Below are 17,003 nucleotides of genomic sequence, written 5' to 3'. Positions count from 1 at the left end.
TTTTAGGCTTTCACTAAACAAACAGCAATATAAACTATAGAATGATATATTTTATTAATTAAAAAGTAAGTATTTTAAGTAAAAGGTAATAAGAGCCTAAAATTAGAAAAGCTTATTCTTTTTGAAAACTAAAGAAAATTCTTACAATCATCCTTACGAGATTGAATAACTAATTTAATTCAAATTTTTGCTTTGGACGCCGAATTAATTGCTCTAGACCAAGAAGTCGCAGAACAAACACACCTATAAGAATGGTAAGGGCTATTTTGAAGTAATACAATAAAGATGTCATCCCGGAGCTTGATTTATAATGAGCCATAAGTTCCTCTCCTACTTCGGGCTGGATACCGGCAATATTATGCAAATTAAGGTTTAGGATCTTAAAATAATCAATAGCATTTTCACTAATAAGATAATTAGCAGTACTAAAATCTTCTTCCTGTAAATTCTCAAGAATAGTATTCTCCAGTATCAAATACTCGTGATAATGCTTATTAAATTCTTCAAAATAGACTTTCTCCCTATTTACCAAATAGGTTTTCCCATAATCTTTTAGAACTTGATCAATTTGAGTGTTATAAGCCTTAATCTCTTTTAAATTTAATTCTGCAATAAACTCACCATCGTCCTTTATATCCTCGAAGAACATCCTTTTTTGGTGCAATAATCCCGAAAGCTCATACATTTGAGCTGCCGGTAATAATCGATCCTGATAAAGTGAAGAAAAATCCTGATCTATACTTTTTAAGCTCTTTTTTTCAATAAATTCTGTAATTAATAAAAGAACAAAGAAGACACTTAAAATCAAAATAAGGCGTTTGCGTTTTTCAGGTTTTATTGAATAGAGATCTTTCATCTTGTTGAAATTTAACCGTGCAAATACACGCTATCAATTTAATGATTTTAAGATGTTTATTTAAGAAAACCATTAATAAAAAAAGCCTTAATTGAAAAATTAACAATTAAGGCTTTTTAATAATTTAAAACATGTATTGTTAGAAGTAACAACCTCTTCCTCTTCTTCGGCCTGGATTAGATTCGCTGTCGCCTATCTTAAAGCTAAGGCTGAGTAGAAATTGGTTTACTCTTAAATCATCATATTCTGTAAGGTTAATACCATATTGACCATTATTAAAATCCAGCCCTTGGGATTCCTGACTGGCCATAGATCTATCATATCTTAAACCCAATTCAAATCTCCCTAAACTCACTTTTGCTCCAGCTTGTATAGCTAGTGGTGTATTTTGAACAACTATTGTTTGGTTAACCGGCTCAGTACCTTCTATGGTCGCATTCATAATGTTTTGATAAGCAGGCCCCGCATAAACATCTATTGGCCCCCAAATATTATAACCAAACAATAAAGGAATGCTTAGTTTTTCAACTGAATAAATTGAATTTTGCGCTGGAAATTCGAATTCCATTTCCATAGAATTATATATTACCTCTGGACGAACAAAAAATTTCCCAAAATTCAATTCAAAAAATACACCTGCATGAAAACCTACCTTAGGTTGGCCTTCAACAACTCCATCAAAAAACCCTGCACCTCCAGAAGAACTACCGTCAATTTCTCCGGTCATAGAGTAATTGGCTCCTCCCTTTATTCCAAAACTATATTCCTGGGCCTGCGAGCCCGAGACACAAAATATGCTAATAAAAATCAGTAGAAAATATCTGTTCATAAAAATAGATTTAGTAGGTCTTATTCTTGTGGGTAAATATATCAATTATATAAAATAATCATAGAGTTCCCTGTTTCTTTTTAACGTATAAAAATTCAATTGCGTATATATTTTCGAGATAAACCTCTAATCTCAGTTGTATTTAAATAAAACTGAGTATCCGAACACGTAAAAAATGAGTATAAAAAAACGTCCGCTTAGGGACGTTTTTTTTTAAAACTAACTAAATTAACTTTCTAAATTACGAAATATCAATCATTCGTTTAGCCTGTACTTTGGCTTCTTCCCGTTTTGGTAATGCTATAGTAAGTACTCCGTCTTTATAAGAAGCTGAAATTTTCTCACTATCTACAGAATCTGGTAAACTGAATGCTCTTTTAAAAGTGCTATAGCTAAATTCCTTTCTGGTATACCTTCCACTTTTCTCTGAAGTTTCATTTTTTTGTTTCTCTTCAGAAGAAATGGTTAATACATCGTTGTTCAGCTCAATATTAAAATCTTCTTTAGTTTTGCCCGGTGCAGCAACTTCTACACTAAAGTTGTCTTCGGTTTCCTGAATGTTTACAGCGGGAATACTGGTTCCAATACTGTTTACATTTGTAGTTCCTCCTAACCAATCGGTTTTAAACATATCGTCAAAAACTGATGGCAGCCAATTAGCCTCATTTCTTTTAATTAAACTCATAACTATTGTTTTTTAGATTATTTTTTTTCTAAAAAAATATTAGCAAATAAAAGTCCAATTTCACAAATATGCCTTTTTGACACCATATTGCTTAATATTCATGTCATTTTGGCAATTTTAAAAATGAAGTAGATTTTTAGGTAGATTTGGGTAACTTTCTAATAAAATTAAATGAAGTATTTTTTTAACCGTATTTACATTCTATTAACCAACCTTCAGAGTAAAATTGCCTTTTACCCCAGTGTATTGGCATTTTTTGGATTTCTCATAGCTTTTACACTTATCTATTTCGAAAATCAGGGCGCTTCCAAATATCTACTAGAACATATACCAATGTTAGTGGTAAACAATGGAGACACTGCTTTAAGTATTTTAACCGTCTGTATAACCGGACTAATTTCAATGATGGTTTTCAGCTTTTCTATGGTGATGGTTTTACTTAATCAGGCTGCCAGTAATTATTCCCCAAGATTGTTACCCGGACTAATTTCTGATAAAAATCATCAGTTCATTTTAGGTACTTATTTAGCTACTATTATTTACTGCATTTTTGTAGCAGTTTCCATTCAACCAGAAGGCGGCTCATACCAAACTCCGGGTTTTTCGGTATTAGTAGGAATCATTCTCACCGTATTTTGTATTGGAGCTTTCATATATTTTATTCATAACATTTCACAAAGTATCCAGATAAATAATATTCTAGACAACACCTTCAGTACGGCTAAAACACGTCTAAAATTTTTACTGAAGAATGAAAAAACCAAGCAAGAAAGCTTTCCTGAAACAGATAACTGGTATGAATATCATTCAGAAAAAAGCGGTTATTTTCAAAATTTATCTGAAGATAACTTATTGGATATATGCAAAAAAGAAGAAACAAAAATTGAAATCTTACCGGTAAAAGGAATCTTTATTTTAAATGGAATCCCTCTTTTTAAATCAAAAAAAGAATTAGACGAAGCTACAGTAAAAAAAGTCCTTTCTAATTTTAGCCTAGCACGCGGCGAGTTGGTAAATACCAATTATGTACTTGCTTTTAAACAAATTACCGAAGTTATTCTTAAAGCAATGTCTCCAGGTATAAATGACCCCGGCACTGCATTAAATGCAATTGATTATTTGACAGAATTATTTGCACTAAGAATGCAAAAACAGGATACACAATATATAAAAACCAAAGGCGAAGTATTTATAAAAATGGCTAGTGTAGATTTCGAAGAATTACTATACCAGGTGCTAGCCCCAATAAGAGCTTATTGCAAGCATGATATTATAATTGTTCAACAAATGGGTATGCTTTTTTATTACCTAAAAACCCAGGAATCTATTAGCGAAACATATTATAAAGCAATAGATAAGGAAGCCAGGAACTTTCTTGCAGATGCAAAATCAACCATAAAGAACGAAGCTGATATTGACCGAATAAATGCTATTGAAAGACAATTAAACCTGAAAAGTTAAAAGCAAAACTCAGAAAAAAACTATTTTCGCACTATGGGATTAACAAATAACGATGTTTTCAAAAAATTAAGGGTCGCTCATAAATTAAGAGACGACGATATTGTAAAGATTTGCGGTTTGGTAGATTTTAAAGTCACCAAAAGTGAATTAGGTGCAATTTTTAGAGCCGAAGATCACCCGAAATACGTAGAATGTGGCGATCAATTTCTTCGGAATTTCTTAAACGGACTCATAATTCACCTCCGTGGTCCAATGCCTCCAAAGAAAGACAAGAAACCAAAAAAAGAATAGCATAAAAAAACCTCACAATTTGTGAGGTTTTTATTTACGTCAACCTGAACTAGTTTCAGGTTCTAACTTGAATGAAAATTAAATATCTTAGTTTCTGAAATAAATTCAGAATGAAGTTTATTTATCTTACTAGCTTCTTATACTTAATACGTTTCGGCATAATATCTCCACCTAAACGTTTTTTCTTATTCTCTTCATAATCAGAGAAACTTCCTTCAAAGAAATAAACTTGAGAATCTCCTTCAAAAGCTAGAATATGCGTACAAATTCTGTCAAGGAACCAACGGTCGTGAGAAATAACTACTCCACAGCCGGCAAAATTCTCTAAACCTTCTTCCAGCGCTCTTAGTGTATTTACATCTAAATCGTTAGTAGGCTCATCCAGAAGCAATACGTTACCTTCTTCTTTAAGCGTCATCGCTAAATGAAGTCGGTTTCTTTCACCACCAGAAAGCATATTTACTTTCTTATTTTGTTCGCTTCCGCTAAAATTAAATCTACTTAAGTAGGCTCTAGAATTCACCTGGCGTCCACCCATCATCACCATCTCCTGTTCGTCGCTAAAATTCTGCCAGATGGTTTTTTCAGGATCAATATTAGAATGCGCCTGGTCTACATAAGCGATTTTTGCTGTTTCACCAACTTCAAAACTACCTTTATCAGGCTCCTCTTCACCCATAATCATTTTAAAAATTGTGGTTTTACCGGCTCCGTTGGGGCCAATAACACCTACAATTCCGGCTTGCGGAAGTTTGAAATTTAAATCTTCATATAGCAATTTATCACCAAAAGCTTTACTCACGCCATTGGCTTCAATCACATTCGTACCAAGCCTTGGACCATTTGGAATATAAATTTCCAGTTGCTCGTCCATTTGTTTCTGGTCCTGGCTCATTAACTTATCGTAATTTTTAAGCCTGGCTTTTTGTTTACTTTGGCGACCTTTAGGGTTCATTTTCGCCCATTCTAACTCACGTTCGAGTGTTTTTTGGCGTTTGCTGGCTTGTTTTTGTTCCTGAGCCATTCGTTTAGACTTTTGGTCTAACCAGGAAGAGTAATTTCCTTTCCACGGAATTCCTTCACCTCTATCCAATTCTAAAATCCAACCGGCAACGTTATCAAGAAAATAACGGTCGTGAGTTACGGCGATTACCGTCCCTTTATATTGAGCCAAATGATGCTCTAACCAATGCACAGATTCAGCATCCAGGTGGTTGGTAGGCTCATCTAATAGTAAAATCTCCGGTTCCTGGAGCAAAAGCCTACAAAGGGCTACACGCCTTCTTTCCCCTCCAGAAAGGACTGAGATCTTTTTATCGGCCTCGGGAGTTCTTAACGCATCCATTGCAATTTCCAACTTGGTATCAAGCTCCCAGGCGTTTGAAGAATCAATTTTATCTTGAAGTGCCGCCTGCTTATCCATGAGCTTCTGCATCTTATCAGCATCCTCATAAACTTCAGGCAAACCAAACTGGTCGTTAATTTTATTATATTCATCAAGAATAGCTACCGTTTCGGCCACACCTTCTTTTACGACTTCAAGAACGGTTTTATCTTCATCCAATTTTGGTTCCTGTTCAAGATAACCAACAGAATATCCCGGAGAAAAAACTACATCGCCCTGGTAATTTTTATCTTCACCAGCTATAATTCTAAGCAAAGTAGATTTACCAGATCCGTTTAAACCTAAAATTCCAATTTTTGCACCATAGAAAAAACTAAGGTATATATTTTTCAAAACGGGGGTATTCGCATTTTTAAAAGTTTTGGTTACCCCAGACATTGAAAAAATTACTTTCTTATCATCTGCCATATACTATATTTTAAATCTGTTTAAGTTTGCAAATATCTAAAATAAAACTCACACCACCCCACTATTTATAAAGTCCCAGTAGACGTACAACAATAAGCATTTGGCCCGTGTGATAAGCCGTATGTTCTATAACCAGTAGCACCTCCCGAAGCAGCGTATGATGTTCAGAATTTCTAACCGGAATATTTAGATCGTTTTTAGGATCTAACAAAAAGTTTTCCAACACATTTCTATCGTCAACATAATCTTTTTTCAGCTTTTCCCAGTCTTCTGAAGTGTTAGGAGCCGACTCTTTTGGCCAGTAATCATCGGGCCAGTTAGCGGCTTTATAATCACCAGAAATAGCGTATTCTATAATATCTTTTTGTGCGAAAACCACATGGTAAAAAAGTTCGTAGAATGAATACGGTAATTGGTGAGGTCGCTCTCCCAGTTTCTCAAAAGGAATTTCATTTATAAAACTCTCTAAAGAGGCAAAAGCTTCTCCGCCTTTTAAATGTTTAAGAAGTTGTTCTTTTTGATCTTTTAATGCCATAATTAATTATGATTTTCAGCTTTAAATCCTGCCTTTGAGTGCATTGAATGCCCAGGAGATTGCGAAAAACCCAATTCCTACAACTGAGAATCCAATTGCATATTCCCGATATTTTAGCACCCCCAATAAAATTATGGCGGCACCAATTATAAACAAAGCAAAAGAAGCCCAGGCGAAGATGGTATTTTTATTCATTCCCATAATAAAAGGTTTTGTACAAATATCGAACATTTTAGCCTTAAAATCCACTTTAAGAATAAAGCCTATTTTGTATTTTAGCCAAAAGACAACTCAATTTTCGCTTTTTGCTGAAAATTTGATAAAATTTTTGCAGTATTGAAATTTATCTAATAACAATAAAGTTCGAAACCTACAATATATGAATATGAAATTCAATAAAAATGAAGACCACAATAAACTTTTGGTTTCCTCATTAAATCATAAACTCAAACGCGTAAAACTGGGCGGTGGTGAAAAACGCATCGAAAAACACCACGCTAAAGGAAAAATGACTGCTCGTGAGCGTATTGACTTTCTACTTGATGACAAATCGAATTCTTTAGAAATTGGAGCTTTTGCAGGTGAAGGCATGTACGAGGAACACGGTGGCTGCCCTTCTGGTGGCGTGGTTGTTAAGATAGGCTATGTTTCAGGGAAGCAATGTATTGTTGTTGCTAATGATGCTACCGTAAAAGCAGGTGCCTGGTTTCCTATTACCGGAAAGAAAAACCTGCGAGCACAAGAAATCGCTATAGAAAACAGACTTCCTATTATCTATTTAGTAGACAGCGCAGGGGTGTATTTACCTATGCAGGACGAAATTTTCCCCGGCAAAGAGCACTTTGGAAGAATTTTTAGAAATAACGCGGTAATGAGCAGTATGGGAATTACCCAAATTGCAGCAGTGATGGGCAGTTGTGTAGCCGGTGGTGCTTACCTCCCAATTATGAGCGATGAAGCGCTTATCGTAGAAAAAACTGGAAGTATCTTCCTCGCCGGAAGCTACCTGGTAAAAGCTGCGATTGGAGAATCTGTAGATAACGAAACTCTGGGTGGCGCCACTACACATAGTGAGATTAGTGGAGTAACAGATTATAAAGCGAAAGACGATAAAGACGCGCTTACCCGCATAAAAAATATTATGGATAAAATGGGCGACTTCGACAAAGCCGGATTTAACCATAAAAAAGCAGTAAAACCTAAAGATAAACAGGAAGATATCTACGGTATTCTTCCCAAGAAACGAAGCGATCAATACGATGTTCGGGAAATTATTTCCCGCCTGGTAGATGGTTCTGAATTTGAGGAATATAAAGAAGGATATGGGCAAACTATTATTACCGGATACGCCCGGATAGATGGTTGGGCAGTTGGTATTGTTGCCAATCAGCGTAAAATTGTAAAGACCAAAAAAGGAGAAATGCAGTTTGGCGGAGTGATCTATTCAGATTCTGCCGATAAGGCCACTCGTTTTATTGCAAACTGTAACCAGAAAAAAATTCCGTTGGTTTTTCTTCAGGATGTTACCGGGTTTATGGTAGGCAGTAAAAGTGAACACGGCGGCATTATTAAAGACGGCGCAAAAATGGTTAGCGCAGTTAGCAATTCGGTAGTGCCTAAATTCACTATTATTATGGGTAATTCTTATGGCGCGGGAAATTATGCGATGTGCGGAAAAGCTTATGACCCAAGACTTATCGCAGCCTGGCCAAGTGCCGAACTTGCCGTAATGGGTGGTACACAAGCCGCCAAGGTTTTAGCACAAATTGAAACCGCCTCTATGGAGAAAAAAGGTGAAAAAGTTGACGAGGAAAAAGAAAAAGAAGTTTTTGAGGCGATAAAATCCCGATATGACGAACAAACCTCACCCTATTATGCCGCTGCCCGCATGTGGACAGACGCTGTAATAGATCCTTTAGACACCAGAAAATGGATCTCTATGGGGATTGAAGCCGCCAACCATGCGCCTATTGAAAAAGATTTTAATTTAGGAGTGATCCAAACATAAAGCCCCCTATCCCCCAAGGTGGGATTAAACTACCTCGGGGCAAGCCCACGAGGCATTCGTTGGAAACAAATTTTTAATTTCGAGGCAAGCCTCGGGGTATTACACCCTTTGGCGGTGCCAATAAATTTCTAGATGAAATAAAAAGGATATAAGTCAAAAATTCTTTTAAAAGCTGAATCATACAAAGTTATTGAGAAAGCTGGCAATAAATAATCAGCTAAAATTCTGAAGACTTTTGCTATAAAGAGCTATACCATAAAAATATATAATGAAAATAAAACTTTTAACTCTTATACTTTTCACCCTTGCACTTGGTTTAAATGCCCAGGTTTTAAGCAAAAAAGACGGAAATTATACCGAAGCCGATTCACTTAGAGGATCGCTAAGGCCAGAGCGTGCTTTTGATGTCCAGAAATATCATTTAAAACTTAAGGTAGAACCCGAAAAACAATTTATTTCAGGCTCAAATACTATTAATTTTATCGCTGAAGAAGATATTTCTACCATTCAGATAGACCTTTTCGAAAATATGAAGGTGGATTCTATTCTTCAGAATAATGAGGTTTTAGCTTTTAAACGCAAACACAATGCGGTTTTTATCGAATTGGATGATTCAATAAAAGCTGATGAGCAAGGAGAAATTCAGTTTTATTATTCCGGAGAGCCAATTGTTGCAAAAAATGCACCCTGGGATGGCGGTTTTGTGTGGGACAAAGATAAAAATGGCAATCCCTGGATTGGCGTAGCCGTACAGGGAACCGGGGCAAGCCTTTGGTACCCCAATAAAGATCATCAAAGTGACGAGCCGGAAGAAGTGCAACTGGATATAGCTGTTCCAAACGGACTAATGAATGTCTCTAACGGGCAATTTTTAGGCGAAAAAGATTTAGGCAACGGTTTTACCCAGTGGAGCTGGAAAACCGTGAATCCAATCAATAATTATAACGTAATGATCAACATCGCAAATTATGAGCATTTCTCTGATTCGTATGGCGATCTTGATCTGGATTATTATGTATTACCCTACAACCTGGAAAAAGCTAAAAAGCAATTCAAAGAAGTTAAGCCTATGATGGATTGCTTCTACGAAAAATTTGGAGAATATCCTTTTGTAGAAGATGGCTTTAAACTAATTGAAACCCCCTACCTGGGAATGGAACACCAAAGTGCTGTAGCCTATGGAAATGAATATAAAATGGGCTATAAAGGCAACGATCTTTCGGGTACCGGGATTGGTCTAAAATGGGATTTTATTATTATTCACGAATCGGGTCACGAATGGTACGGCAACAGCATTACCGCTAAAGATATTGCCGATATGTGGATTCACGAAGGCTTCACCTCTTATTCTGAAGCTGTTTATATAGAGTGCCGCTGGGGCAAGCAAGAAGCTTTAGAATACCTAAAAGGAACTCGTAGCGGACTTGGAAACAATGCGAAAATTATTGGTGATTACGGTGTAAATAGCGAAGGCTCTGGAGACATGTATTTTAAAGGCGCCAATTTGCTAAATACCATTCGTAGTATTTATGATAATGATGAATTATGGTGGAAAACCTTAAAGGATTACACTGAAACCTACAAACACCAGATCATTGATACTCAAACCACTGAAAATTTCTTTAATGAAGCAACTGAAGTAGATTTACAACCAATATTTGACCAATATCTAAGACACGCTGATCTTCCCCAATTGCAATTCAGAAAAGAGAATGGAAAAACACAGGTTAAATGGATAGCTGATGTTGATGATTTTAAAATGCCGGTAGATATTTTTATCGATGGGAAAGAGGTAAGAATAACACCTACTAATCAATGGCAAAACTTAAAGCAGAATGTTGAGCCAGATAAAATAAAAGTAAACGAACTGGAATTTTATATTCAAACCAGTTTTAAGAAATAAAGAAGTTAGAGCCTTATAATATGGCTGTTTAGGAAGTAATTAAATTCAAAAATTGATACTAATCTCTTCTTAATCAGCCATTTTTTTGTGCCTAAAAATAAAAGAATAACAAATAATTAAAACAACAATGGTTTAATTTTCAGTAACTTATAGCTATATAACCATAAAACTAAAGTTATGATAAGCGTAAAATCCCTCAATAAGTGGGCAAATGCACACACTTATTATTTCATTGATGTTTTAAGAATTGCTTTGGGTGTTTTCTTGTTTATAAAAGGAATCAATTTTATTGCACAAACAGAAACTCTTATAGAACTCATAAAGCCACTTGAAGGCTATGGAGGTACTATGCTCACAGTTCATTATGTTGCCTTTGCCCATTTAGTTGGTGGAGTTCTAATAGCCGTTGGGTTACTTACACGTTGGGCAATATTGGTTCAACTTCCAATTATTTTTGGAGCGATTCTAATAAATTTTATAGGAGTGATGCAACCCGGTAGGTTATTTGAGGCTAGTATCGTGCTAATTTTAAGTTTGTTCTTTTTATTCTATGGTTCCGGAAAGAATTCTATGGACTACTCTATGAAAATGCAACAATGATGAAGTTTTAATCTGTATTTCTTACAGTTATTGTGCTTAGTTTATCTTACTCTTAAAGGTATTTTCTCTATGAATTTTTCCGGTGTGCGTTTCTTCAAATTTCTCTATGAAATATATCTTTTTTGGGCGCTCGTACTTGTCAAGACTTTTTAGTTCTTGAATCTCTTTCTGTAATTGTTCAAGAAGTTCTTCTGAAAATTCATTTTCAACAAACAATACTAATTTTTCACCCAGGGAATCATCTGGCATCCCCGTTACAAATAACCGTTGATCTATAATTTTGGAAAGCTTTTTTTCTATTTGTTCAGGATGAAGTTTTATCCCTCCAGAATTAATCACATTATCCAACCTGCCTTTCCATTTAAATTTTTTGTAGGTAAGAATCTCAACCACATCATTGGTGGTGATAATTTCATCTGAAAGTTTAGGTGCTTTAATTACTAAGCAATTTCTATCGTCCTGGGAAATATTGATATTTGGAAGCACCTTAAATACTCGTGATTTTTTCTTGTTTTTTGACGGATTTAATCTTTTTGCAGCAATATGGGTAACCGTCTCGGTCATTCCATAAGTCTCATAAACCTTAGTACTTACTTCTTTTACCATCTTCTGAAGTCTTGGCGAAACTGCCCCACCCCCAACGATTAGTTTTTTTATAAGGTGCAATCGCCCAACCGAATTATCCAGCTGAAAAGGAGTCATTGCGCAAAAATCATAACGTTTAAAGACCTGATCTAAGGGATTGGAAGATGGCGGCACCATATCTAATTGCCAACCTAAAACCATAGCGCGAACCAGCATCATTTTCCCGGCAATATAGGTAGCCGGTAAACATAATAAGGCAGTAGTTTTTTCGGGTAAGTCAAAAAATCTGGAAGTTGCTATGGCCGAATTGATCATAAGCTCCTTTTTGATTCTTATAACTTTTGGGGTACCGGTAGAACCAGAAGTTTTCACCTCTACATACTTAGAAGGTTTGATCCATTCTAATAAGAAACTTCCAACTTTTTCCTCAAATGCTTCACCTTCTTTTATAAAGTTATAAGCAATTAAATGTAGTTCGGCATTTGTGAAATGTCGTTTATTCAGTCTGAAATCTGGATGAGTTTCCGGTACTTTATAGTTATCTGCCATATTTAAACCAAATATGTTACATTTCTTTATACTTAAAGTTAATAAATTGTAATGATAAATTTAAATTTCTTCGATATGTTTTATGTCTTCTGGCTTCTCTACTTTTCCAAAGAGTTTATTTTTCCAATCTTTCCAACCATATTTCTTGGCCATAATAAATAGGAAAAGAGGATAAATTATAAACACGGGAACCAGAACATCCAGTCCAGCTGTTGGATCTGAAATATCTTTAAAAATAGATTCGGTTTGGAACGCTGTCCAATCGGCAGTAACCAGCAGAGCGGCAGTAAGGTTGTTCCCCGCGTGAAAGCCTAAAGCCAATTCCATACCTTCATCCATTAATGTCATTATTCCCAGTAAAAATCCTGTGCCTATATAATAAATCATAATCAGGTTTCCCATCTGGGTTACTTCCGGATTAAAAAAATGTAAGCCACCAAAACAAACTGAAGTCACTATTAAAGGTATCCAACGGTTTTTAACTAGTACACCCAGGCCTTGCATAAAATATCCACGGAACAAGTATTCTTCAAAACTGGTTTGTAGCGGAATCATTACTATCGCAATTCCTACCAAAATAGCGAAGGGAACCGGTTGAAAATTCACTAAAAAATCTTCGGGGTTCACCATATATTCTATGAAAGTAACGCTAACAGTAAAAGCAGCCACAAGACCAAAACCAAACCAAATGCGTCCCCAATCAACTTTTTTACGGCTGGTGGTAAGCGATCTTAAAGATTGATTATGCAATAATTTTACTACTAATAATAATACCCCCAATCCAGCAGCAAAAGTTAAAAGAATTAGGAAAAATGTGAAGTTAGAATCTAATACCTGCATTAGTTCTCCTTCAGTCATCGACGCCATATCCATTCCCCGTTCCAGAAAAACAGCTACACCTAAAGGTATTTGACCTATAATAACACCAACAACAACTAATATAGTTCCAATAATATACCTCCAAAAATCGTGGCGATATTTAAAAGCTTCTGCTATATACATTTACTAAAAATTAAAGTCCCAACTTTTTGCGGGATTATATTGAATATTTCCTTTCGTCACTTCTAACGGACTCGCTATATTATTAGTATACAAACTTCCGGTGCCCAGTCCCTGAGGCATTTTACTGTATTTAGTATAAGTAAATTGCGAAATTGCGCTGAGCCCCACGTTGCTTTCTAAGGCACTGGTTATCCACCAACCAATATTGTACTTCTCAGCAAGTTCAATCCACTCTTGAGTACCTCTAAACCCACCTATTAAGCTCGGCTTTAAAATAATATATTGTGGCCTTACTGTTTGTAACAAATCTTTCTTCTTCGTTCCATCAAAAACACCAATTAATTCTTCGTCTAAAGCTATAGGAAGCGGAGTCTCCTCGCATAATTGAGCCATTTCTTCCATTTGTCCCTGTTTAATGGGCTGTTCTATACTGTGTAATTGAAATTCGCTTAAACGTTCCAGTTTCTCTAAAGCTTCAGTAGGCTTAAAGGCACCATTTGCATCTACGCGTAATTCAATTTCTTCGGAAGAAAATTCGGTTCTTATATATTTTAAAAGCTCTAATTCAGTCTCAAAATCTATGGCGCCAATCTTCATTTTAATACAATCAAAACCGGCTTCAATTTTCTCCTGAATCTGAGTTTTCATAAAAGCTTTTTCTCCCATCCATATCAATCCGTTAATTGGTATTGCTGCCTTTCCACTGGTAAATTCAGAAGGAAATATTTCAAAAGGATCTGGAGCATTCAATGACTTAAAAGCCATTTCTATCCCAATTTGAATGCTTGGAAATTCTTTTAATTCTTCCCAAAGCATAGCTTCACCCAGATTAATATTATTGCAAACCCATTGCAATTTTTCTTCATAATCTGGCCTGTCGTCTATACTAAGGCTTCTAAGAATTCCACATTCACCATAGCCTATCTTGTCACCATCGGTGATTTTAAGAAACCAGGTTTCTTTAGTAGTAAGAACGCCCCGCGAAGTTCCGCTGGGGCGTTTAAAATTTAAGACATACTTTTTATAATCTGCCTGCATATATTTCTATTATTTAGCTAAGTCAAAACTAAAGTTCAAGACTTTCTCCAATTTCAAGGAGCATAAGGTCTTTACCCTCGTCAAAAAACTTTCTTTTGGCTTCTTCATGATCAATTTCAATGTAGCCAAAGGTATCATAATGGCAACCCAAAACTTTATCACATTCAACAAAATCACTGGCAATAATAGCATCTTCTACACCCATAGTAAAATTGTCTCCAATAGGAAGAATTGCCAAATCTAACGTGGTGCGTTGCGGAATTAACTGCATATCCATAGTTAGCGCAGTATCGCCGGCAATATAGATATTTTTATGTTCTCCTTCTATCACAAAACCGCCGGGCTGTCCACCATATTTACCATCTGGAAAAGAACTGGTATGTACGGCATTTACGTACTTCACTTTTCCAAATTCAAACTCCCAGTTTCCTCCGTGATTCATAGGATGAACTTCTATGCCTTTTTCTTCATAATGATTAGCGATTTCAAAATTACTTACAATTACCGCCCCTGTATTTTTGGCAATTTCCTCAGCATCTAAGGTGTGATCCTGGTGTGCGTGGGTTAATAAAATATAATCGGCTTTTATGTCTTTAATATTGATTTTATCTTTAGCAAGATCGTTCCCGGTTATAAATGGATCTACCAAAACATTGATATCCCCTATTTTAATTCCAAGGCAACTTTGTCCGTAAAAAGTGATTTTCATAACTTAATTTTTATGGTTTCTCCTAATTTAAGAATTCGATAAAAGAAGCTTCAAATTACCGAATATATAATTTTGTTAAACTTACTCGATAATCGAGATTAAATGCTCGCAGGCTTGCCTCCAAATCAAATGATGTTTTCTAATAATAATTCTTCTTGAACCTGCTCCATGTGGTTTACTGCCAGATTTGCCCCAGGCCAAAAAGAATTGCGGTGGCAAAGGTAGAAAGTGCCAGAATCTTTAGTTCTGGATCAAGCAGTATAGCATTTTCATTTTCTACCACTCTTTTAAGGTGTAGGACTAAAGGAATAAAAGCAGGTAGATAAATAAAATCGTTTATACTCTCTAACGAAAGTATTGTAAATAACACCAGGCAAAAAATAGCGCCTAGAATAAGCGAATAATGATAGTTTTTAGCCTTCTTAGCACCAAGTTTCACCACTAAGGTAATTTTACCTGCCTTCTCGTCTGAAGCCCTGTCTCGCATATTATTAAGGTTTAAAACCCCGATACTTAAAAAACCTATACTAAAAGCCGGCAGCAAGACCAACCAGTTCCATTGGTGTTCATATAAAAAATAAGATCCATATACTGCCACCAGGCCAAAGAAAATAAAAACAAAAACATCTCCAAGCCCCCGGTAACCGTAGGCCGATTTACCAACTGTGTATTTTATGGCAGCAATAATTGCAGCAATTCCCAGCAAAAAAAAGAATAGCGCGTATCCCAAATTTTCTTTTCCGAAAGCTGCATAAATAAGTAGAATAGCAAAAAGTAAGGTAACAATAGCAGTAATTATAATCCCCTGAAGCATTTCCTTCTGAGTAATTAATCCGCTTTGTAAAGCGCGCTCTGGCCCTACCCTATCCTCGTTATCTGTTCCCTTAACACCATCTCCATAATCGTTAGCGAAATTTGAAAGCACCTGTAAACCTAAAGTGGTTGCTAGCGCAAGACTAAAAATGACAATGCTAAAAACACCTTCGCTAACAGCAATAGTGGTTCCTACTATGATCCCTGAAATAGATAATGGCAATGTTCTTAGCCTGGCGGCGCTTATCCACGTATTTATTTTACTCATATTAATTTAAGATCTTAACCATTAATTCTTTGAGTAAATCGCCGTGAGAAATATTCACCGCGCCCACACCTTTTCCTTTAACATCGCTTTCGTGCAAAAGACCAATTACCTGACTCACTTTCTTCATGGGGTAATTTTTTGCCGCAGCTATATAATCCCCAACAAAATACGGATGTACTTTAAGCTGCCTGGCCACATTAGCTTTAGATTTATCAGGAAGGCCATGATACTGCATAATTTGCGAGAAATAGGAAAACAATAGTGAAATGGTCACTACCATAGGATTGTCTTTAGGATTCTGGGCAAAATAATTTACAATGCGATGCGCTTTAAGGGAATCTCGCATCCCAATGGCTTTGCGTAATTCAAAATTATTAAAGTCTTTGCTTATTCCTATATTCTGCTCTATAAGCTCTGGAGTGATTTGAGTACCCTCCGGGGTTATAAGTTGAAGTTTATTTAGCTCATTATCTATTTTCCCAAGATCAATTCCTAAAAACTCAACCAGCATTTGTGCTGCTTTGGGAGAAATGGTATAATTTCTCGCCTTAAGGGTTTTCATAATCCAGTCTGCCACCTGGTTTTCATATAGGCGTTTGCTTTCAAACAAAACCCCATTTTTCTTTAAAACCTTAGAAAGTTTCTTACGCTTATCAAGGCTTTTATATTTATAACAAAAAACTAAAGTGGTTGTAGGCTGCGGATTTTCGGCATAATCTACCAGTTTCTCTATGCTTCGGGAAAGATCTTGTGCTTCTTTTACAATAATCACTTGTCTTTCGGCCATCATGGGATAGCGCTTGGCATTGCTCACAATTTCATCTATATTGGTGTCGCGGCCATACATAATGATCTGATTAAAACCTTTTTCTTCTTCCGCAAGTAAATTTTGCGCTATAAAGTCTGAGATTCTATCAATATAATAAGGTTCCTCACCCATTAAAAAGTAAAGTGGTGACACACTACCTTTTTGAATATTATTTACAATCTCTTTTGCTTCTTCCATTAAGATGAAGGATTTTTGAATTTTAAATTAAACTGAAGCTTGCTGCGCTGTG

Annotated in this window: 17 protein-coding genes; 5 read left to right on the top strand and 12 right to left on the bottom strand. The window is 35.8% G+C overall.

What is annotated here, in order from left to right:
* Positions 1-169: 169 nt before the first annotated feature.
* The 3 genes from B5X51_RS09825 to B5X51_RS09815 all read right to left on the bottom strand — a co-directional run bounded on the left by B5X51_RS09825 (position 170) and on the right by B5X51_RS09815 (position 2,370).
* A complete protein-coding gene (locus B5X51_RS09825; RefSeq protein ID WP_079721003.1) occupies positions 170-856 on the bottom strand; it encodes an MCP four helix bundle domain-containing protein in 687 nt (228 codons plus the stop codon).
* A gap of 139 nt (positions 857-995) precedes the next feature.
* Positions 996-1,685 (bottom strand): outer membrane beta-barrel protein, encoded by a 690-nt coding sequence (locus B5X51_RS09820; RefSeq protein ID WP_079721002.1) that lies wholly within the window; start codon positions 1,683-1,685, stop codon positions 996-998.
* 241 nt (positions 1,686-1,926) lie between these two features.
* Positions 1,927-2,370 (bottom strand): Hsp20/alpha crystallin family protein, encoded by a 444-nt coding sequence (locus B5X51_RS09815; RefSeq protein WP_079721001.1) that lies wholly within the window; start codon positions 2,368-2,370, stop codon positions 1,927-1,929.
* 171 nt (positions 2,371-2,541) lie between these two features.
* Between B5X51_RS09815 and B5X51_RS09810 the strand changes: the two genes are divergently transcribed.
* Both B5X51_RS09810 and B5X51_RS09805 read left to right on the top strand, forming a co-directional pair.
* Positions 2,542-3,831, top strand: a complete 1,290-nt coding sequence (locus B5X51_RS09810) for a DUF2254 domain-containing protein (RefSeq protein WP_079721000.1) — start codon at positions 2,542-2,544, stop codon at positions 3,829-3,831.
* A 33-nt stretch (positions 3,832-3,864) separates the two neighbouring features.
* Positions 3,865-4,122, top strand: a complete 258-nt coding sequence (locus B5X51_RS09805; RefSeq protein WP_079720999.1) for a DUF1456 family protein — start codon at positions 3,865-3,867, stop codon at positions 4,120-4,122.
* A gap of 121 nt (positions 4,123-4,243) precedes the next feature.
* Here the strand turns inward: B5X51_RS09805 and ettA are convergent, their stop codons facing one another.
* The 3 genes from ettA to B5X51_RS09790 all read right to left on the bottom strand — a co-directional run bounded on the left by ettA (position 4,244) and on the right by B5X51_RS09790 (position 6,671).
* Complete coding sequence (gene ettA, locus B5X51_RS09800) at positions 4,244-5,935, bottom strand: energy-dependent translational throttle protein EttA (protein ID WP_079720998.1); 1,692 nt, start codon at positions 5,933-5,935, stop codon at positions 4,244-4,246.
* 61 nt (positions 5,936-5,996) lie between these two features.
* The gene (locus B5X51_RS09795) at positions 5,997-6,470 is read right to left on the bottom strand and encodes a DinB family protein (protein ID WP_079720997.1); all 474 of its coding nucleotides are present in this window, start codon (positions 6,468-6,470) and stop codon (positions 5,997-5,999) included.
* Positions 6,471-6,491: 21 nt separating this feature from the next.
* Entirely contained in the window at positions 6,492-6,671 is a 180-nt protein-coding gene (locus B5X51_RS09790) for a CAL67264 family membrane protein (RefSeq protein ID WP_057481994.1), read from the bottom strand.
* A 178-nt stretch (positions 6,672-6,849) separates the two neighbouring features.
* Here B5X51_RS09790 and B5X51_RS09785 point away from each other — a divergent pair, with 178 nt between their 5' ends.
* The 3 genes from B5X51_RS09785 to B5X51_RS09775 all read left to right on the top strand — a co-directional run bounded on the left by B5X51_RS09785 (position 6,850) and on the right by B5X51_RS09775 (position 10,981).
* Positions 6,850-8,478, top strand: coding sequence for an acyl-CoA carboxylase subunit beta (locus B5X51_RS09785; protein WP_079720995.1), 1,629 nt, complete (start codon positions 6,850-6,852; stop codon positions 8,476-8,478).
* 268 nt (positions 8,479-8,746) lie between these two features.
* Positions 8,747-10,381 carry a M1 family metallopeptidase gene (locus B5X51_RS09780; protein WP_079720994.1) on the top strand — a complete coding sequence of 545 codons (1,635 nt, stop codon included), beginning with the start codon at positions 8,747-8,749 and terminating at the stop codon, positions 10,379-10,381.
* Between the two features lie 177 nt (positions 10,382-10,558).
* Positions 10,559-10,981, top strand: coding sequence for a DoxX family protein (locus B5X51_RS09775; protein ID WP_079720993.1), 423 nt, complete (start codon positions 10,559-10,561; stop codon positions 10,979-10,981).
* A 36-nt stretch (positions 10,982-11,017) separates the two neighbouring features.
* Here B5X51_RS09775 and B5X51_RS09770 read toward each other — a convergent pair whose 3' ends face one another.
* The 6 genes from B5X51_RS09770 to holA form a co-directional block, all read right to left on the bottom strand.
* Complete coding sequence (locus tag B5X51_RS09770; RefSeq protein WP_079720992.1) at positions 11,018-12,115, bottom strand: AMP-binding protein; 1,098 nt, start codon at positions 12,113-12,115, stop codon at positions 11,018-11,020.
* A gap of 60 nt (positions 12,116-12,175) precedes the next feature.
* Positions 12,176-13,117, bottom strand: coding sequence for a CPBP family intramembrane glutamic endopeptidase (locus B5X51_RS09765; protein WP_079720991.1), 942 nt, complete (start codon positions 13,115-13,117; stop codon positions 12,176-12,178).
* A gap of 3 nt (positions 13,118-13,120) precedes the next feature.
* The gene (locus B5X51_RS09760; protein WP_079720990.1) at positions 13,121-14,155 is read right to left on the bottom strand and encodes an o-succinylbenzoate synthase; all 1,035 of its coding nucleotides are present in this window, start codon (positions 14,153-14,155) and stop codon (positions 13,121-13,123) included.
* Positions 14,156-14,183: 28 nt separating this feature from the next.
* Positions 14,184-14,864 (bottom strand): metal-dependent hydrolase, encoded by a 681-nt coding sequence (locus tag B5X51_RS09755; protein ID WP_079720989.1) that lies wholly within the window; start codon positions 14,862-14,864, stop codon positions 14,184-14,186.
* Between the two features lie 175 nt (positions 14,865-15,039).
* Complete coding sequence (locus B5X51_RS09750) at positions 15,040-15,945, bottom strand: 1,4-dihydroxy-2-naphthoate polyprenyltransferase (protein WP_079720988.1); 906 nt, start codon at positions 15,943-15,945, stop codon at positions 15,040-15,042.
* 1 nt (position 15,946) lies between these two features.
* A complete protein-coding gene (holA, locus tag B5X51_RS09745; protein ID WP_079720987.1) occupies positions 15,947-16,951 on the bottom strand; it encodes a DNA polymerase III subunit delta in 1,005 nt (334 codons plus the stop codon).
* Positions 16,952-17,003: the final 52 nt, after the last annotated feature.

The sequence above is a fragment of the Salegentibacter holothuriorum genome (genome assembly GCF_900168045.1).
Lineage (GTDB): Bacteria > Bacteroidota > Bacteroidia > Flavobacteriales > Flavobacteriaceae > Salegentibacter > Salegentibacter holothuriorum.
Note: the sequence above shows the minus strand (reverse complement) of the source record. Positions and strands in the feature narration are given on the sequence as shown.

Excerpts from the sequence above, each read along its gene's own strand:
- holA (WP_079720987.1), bottom strand. The coding sequence starts at position 16,951 with ATGGAAGAAGCAAAAGAGATTGTAAATAATATTCAAAAAGGTAGTGTG.
- B5X51_RS09755 (WP_079720989.1), bottom strand. The coding sequence starts at position 14,864 with ATGAAAATCACTTTTTACGGACAAAGTTGCCTTGGAATTAAAATAGGG.
- B5X51_RS09815 (WP_079721001.1), bottom strand. The coding sequence starts at position 2,370 with ATGAGTTTAATTAAAAGAAATGAGGCTAATTGGCTGCCATCAGTTTTT.
- B5X51_RS09795 (WP_079720997.1), bottom strand. The coding sequence starts at position 6,470 with ATGGCATTAAAAGATCAAAAAGAACAACTTCTTAAACATTTAAAAGGC.
- ettA (WP_079720998.1), bottom strand. The coding sequence starts at position 5,935 with ATGGCAGATGATAAGAAAGTAATTTTTTCAATGTCTGGGGTAACCAAA.
- B5X51_RS09785 (WP_079720995.1), top strand. The coding sequence starts at position 6,850 with ATGAATATGAAATTCAATAAAAATGAAGACCACAATAAACTTTTGGTT.
- B5X51_RS09805 (WP_079720999.1), top strand. The coding sequence starts at position 3,865 with ATGGGATTAACAAATAACGATGTTTTCAAAAAATTAAGGGTCGCTCAT.
- B5X51_RS09810 (WP_079721000.1), top strand. The coding sequence starts at position 2,542 with ATGAAGTATTTTTTTAACCGTATTTACATTCTATTAACCAACCTTCAG.
- B5X51_RS09770 (WP_079720992.1), bottom strand. The coding sequence starts at position 12,115 with ATGGCAGATAACTATAAAGTACCGGAAACTCATCCAGATTTCAGACTG.
- B5X51_RS09820 (WP_079721002.1), bottom strand. The coding sequence starts at position 1,685 with ATGAACAGATATTTTCTACTGATTTTTATTAGCATATTTTGTGTCTCG.
- B5X51_RS09760 (WP_079720990.1), bottom strand. The coding sequence starts at position 14,155 with ATGCAGGCAGATTATAAAAAGTATGTCTTAAATTTTAAACGCCCCAGC.
- B5X51_RS09780 (WP_079720994.1), top strand. The coding sequence starts at position 8,747 with ATGAAAATAAAACTTTTAACTCTTATACTTTTCACCCTTGCACTTGGT.
- B5X51_RS09765 (WP_079720991.1), bottom strand. The coding sequence starts at position 13,117 with ATGTATATAGCAGAAGCTTTTAAATATCGCCACGATTTTTGGAGGTAT.
- B5X51_RS09790 (WP_057481994.1), bottom strand. The coding sequence starts at position 6,671 with ATGGGAATGAATAAAAATACCATCTTCGCCTGGGCTTCTTTTGCTTTG.
- B5X51_RS09750 (WP_079720988.1), bottom strand. The coding sequence starts at position 15,945 with ATGAGTAAAATAAATACGTGGATAAGCGCCGCCAGGCTAAGAACATTG.
- B5X51_RS09825 (WP_079721003.1), bottom strand. The coding sequence starts at position 856 with ATGAAAGATCTCTATTCAATAAAACCTGAAAAACGCAAACGCCTTATT.
- B5X51_RS09775 (WP_079720993.1), top strand. The coding sequence starts at position 10,559 with ATGATAAGCGTAAAATCCCTCAATAAGTGGGCAAATGCACACACTTAT.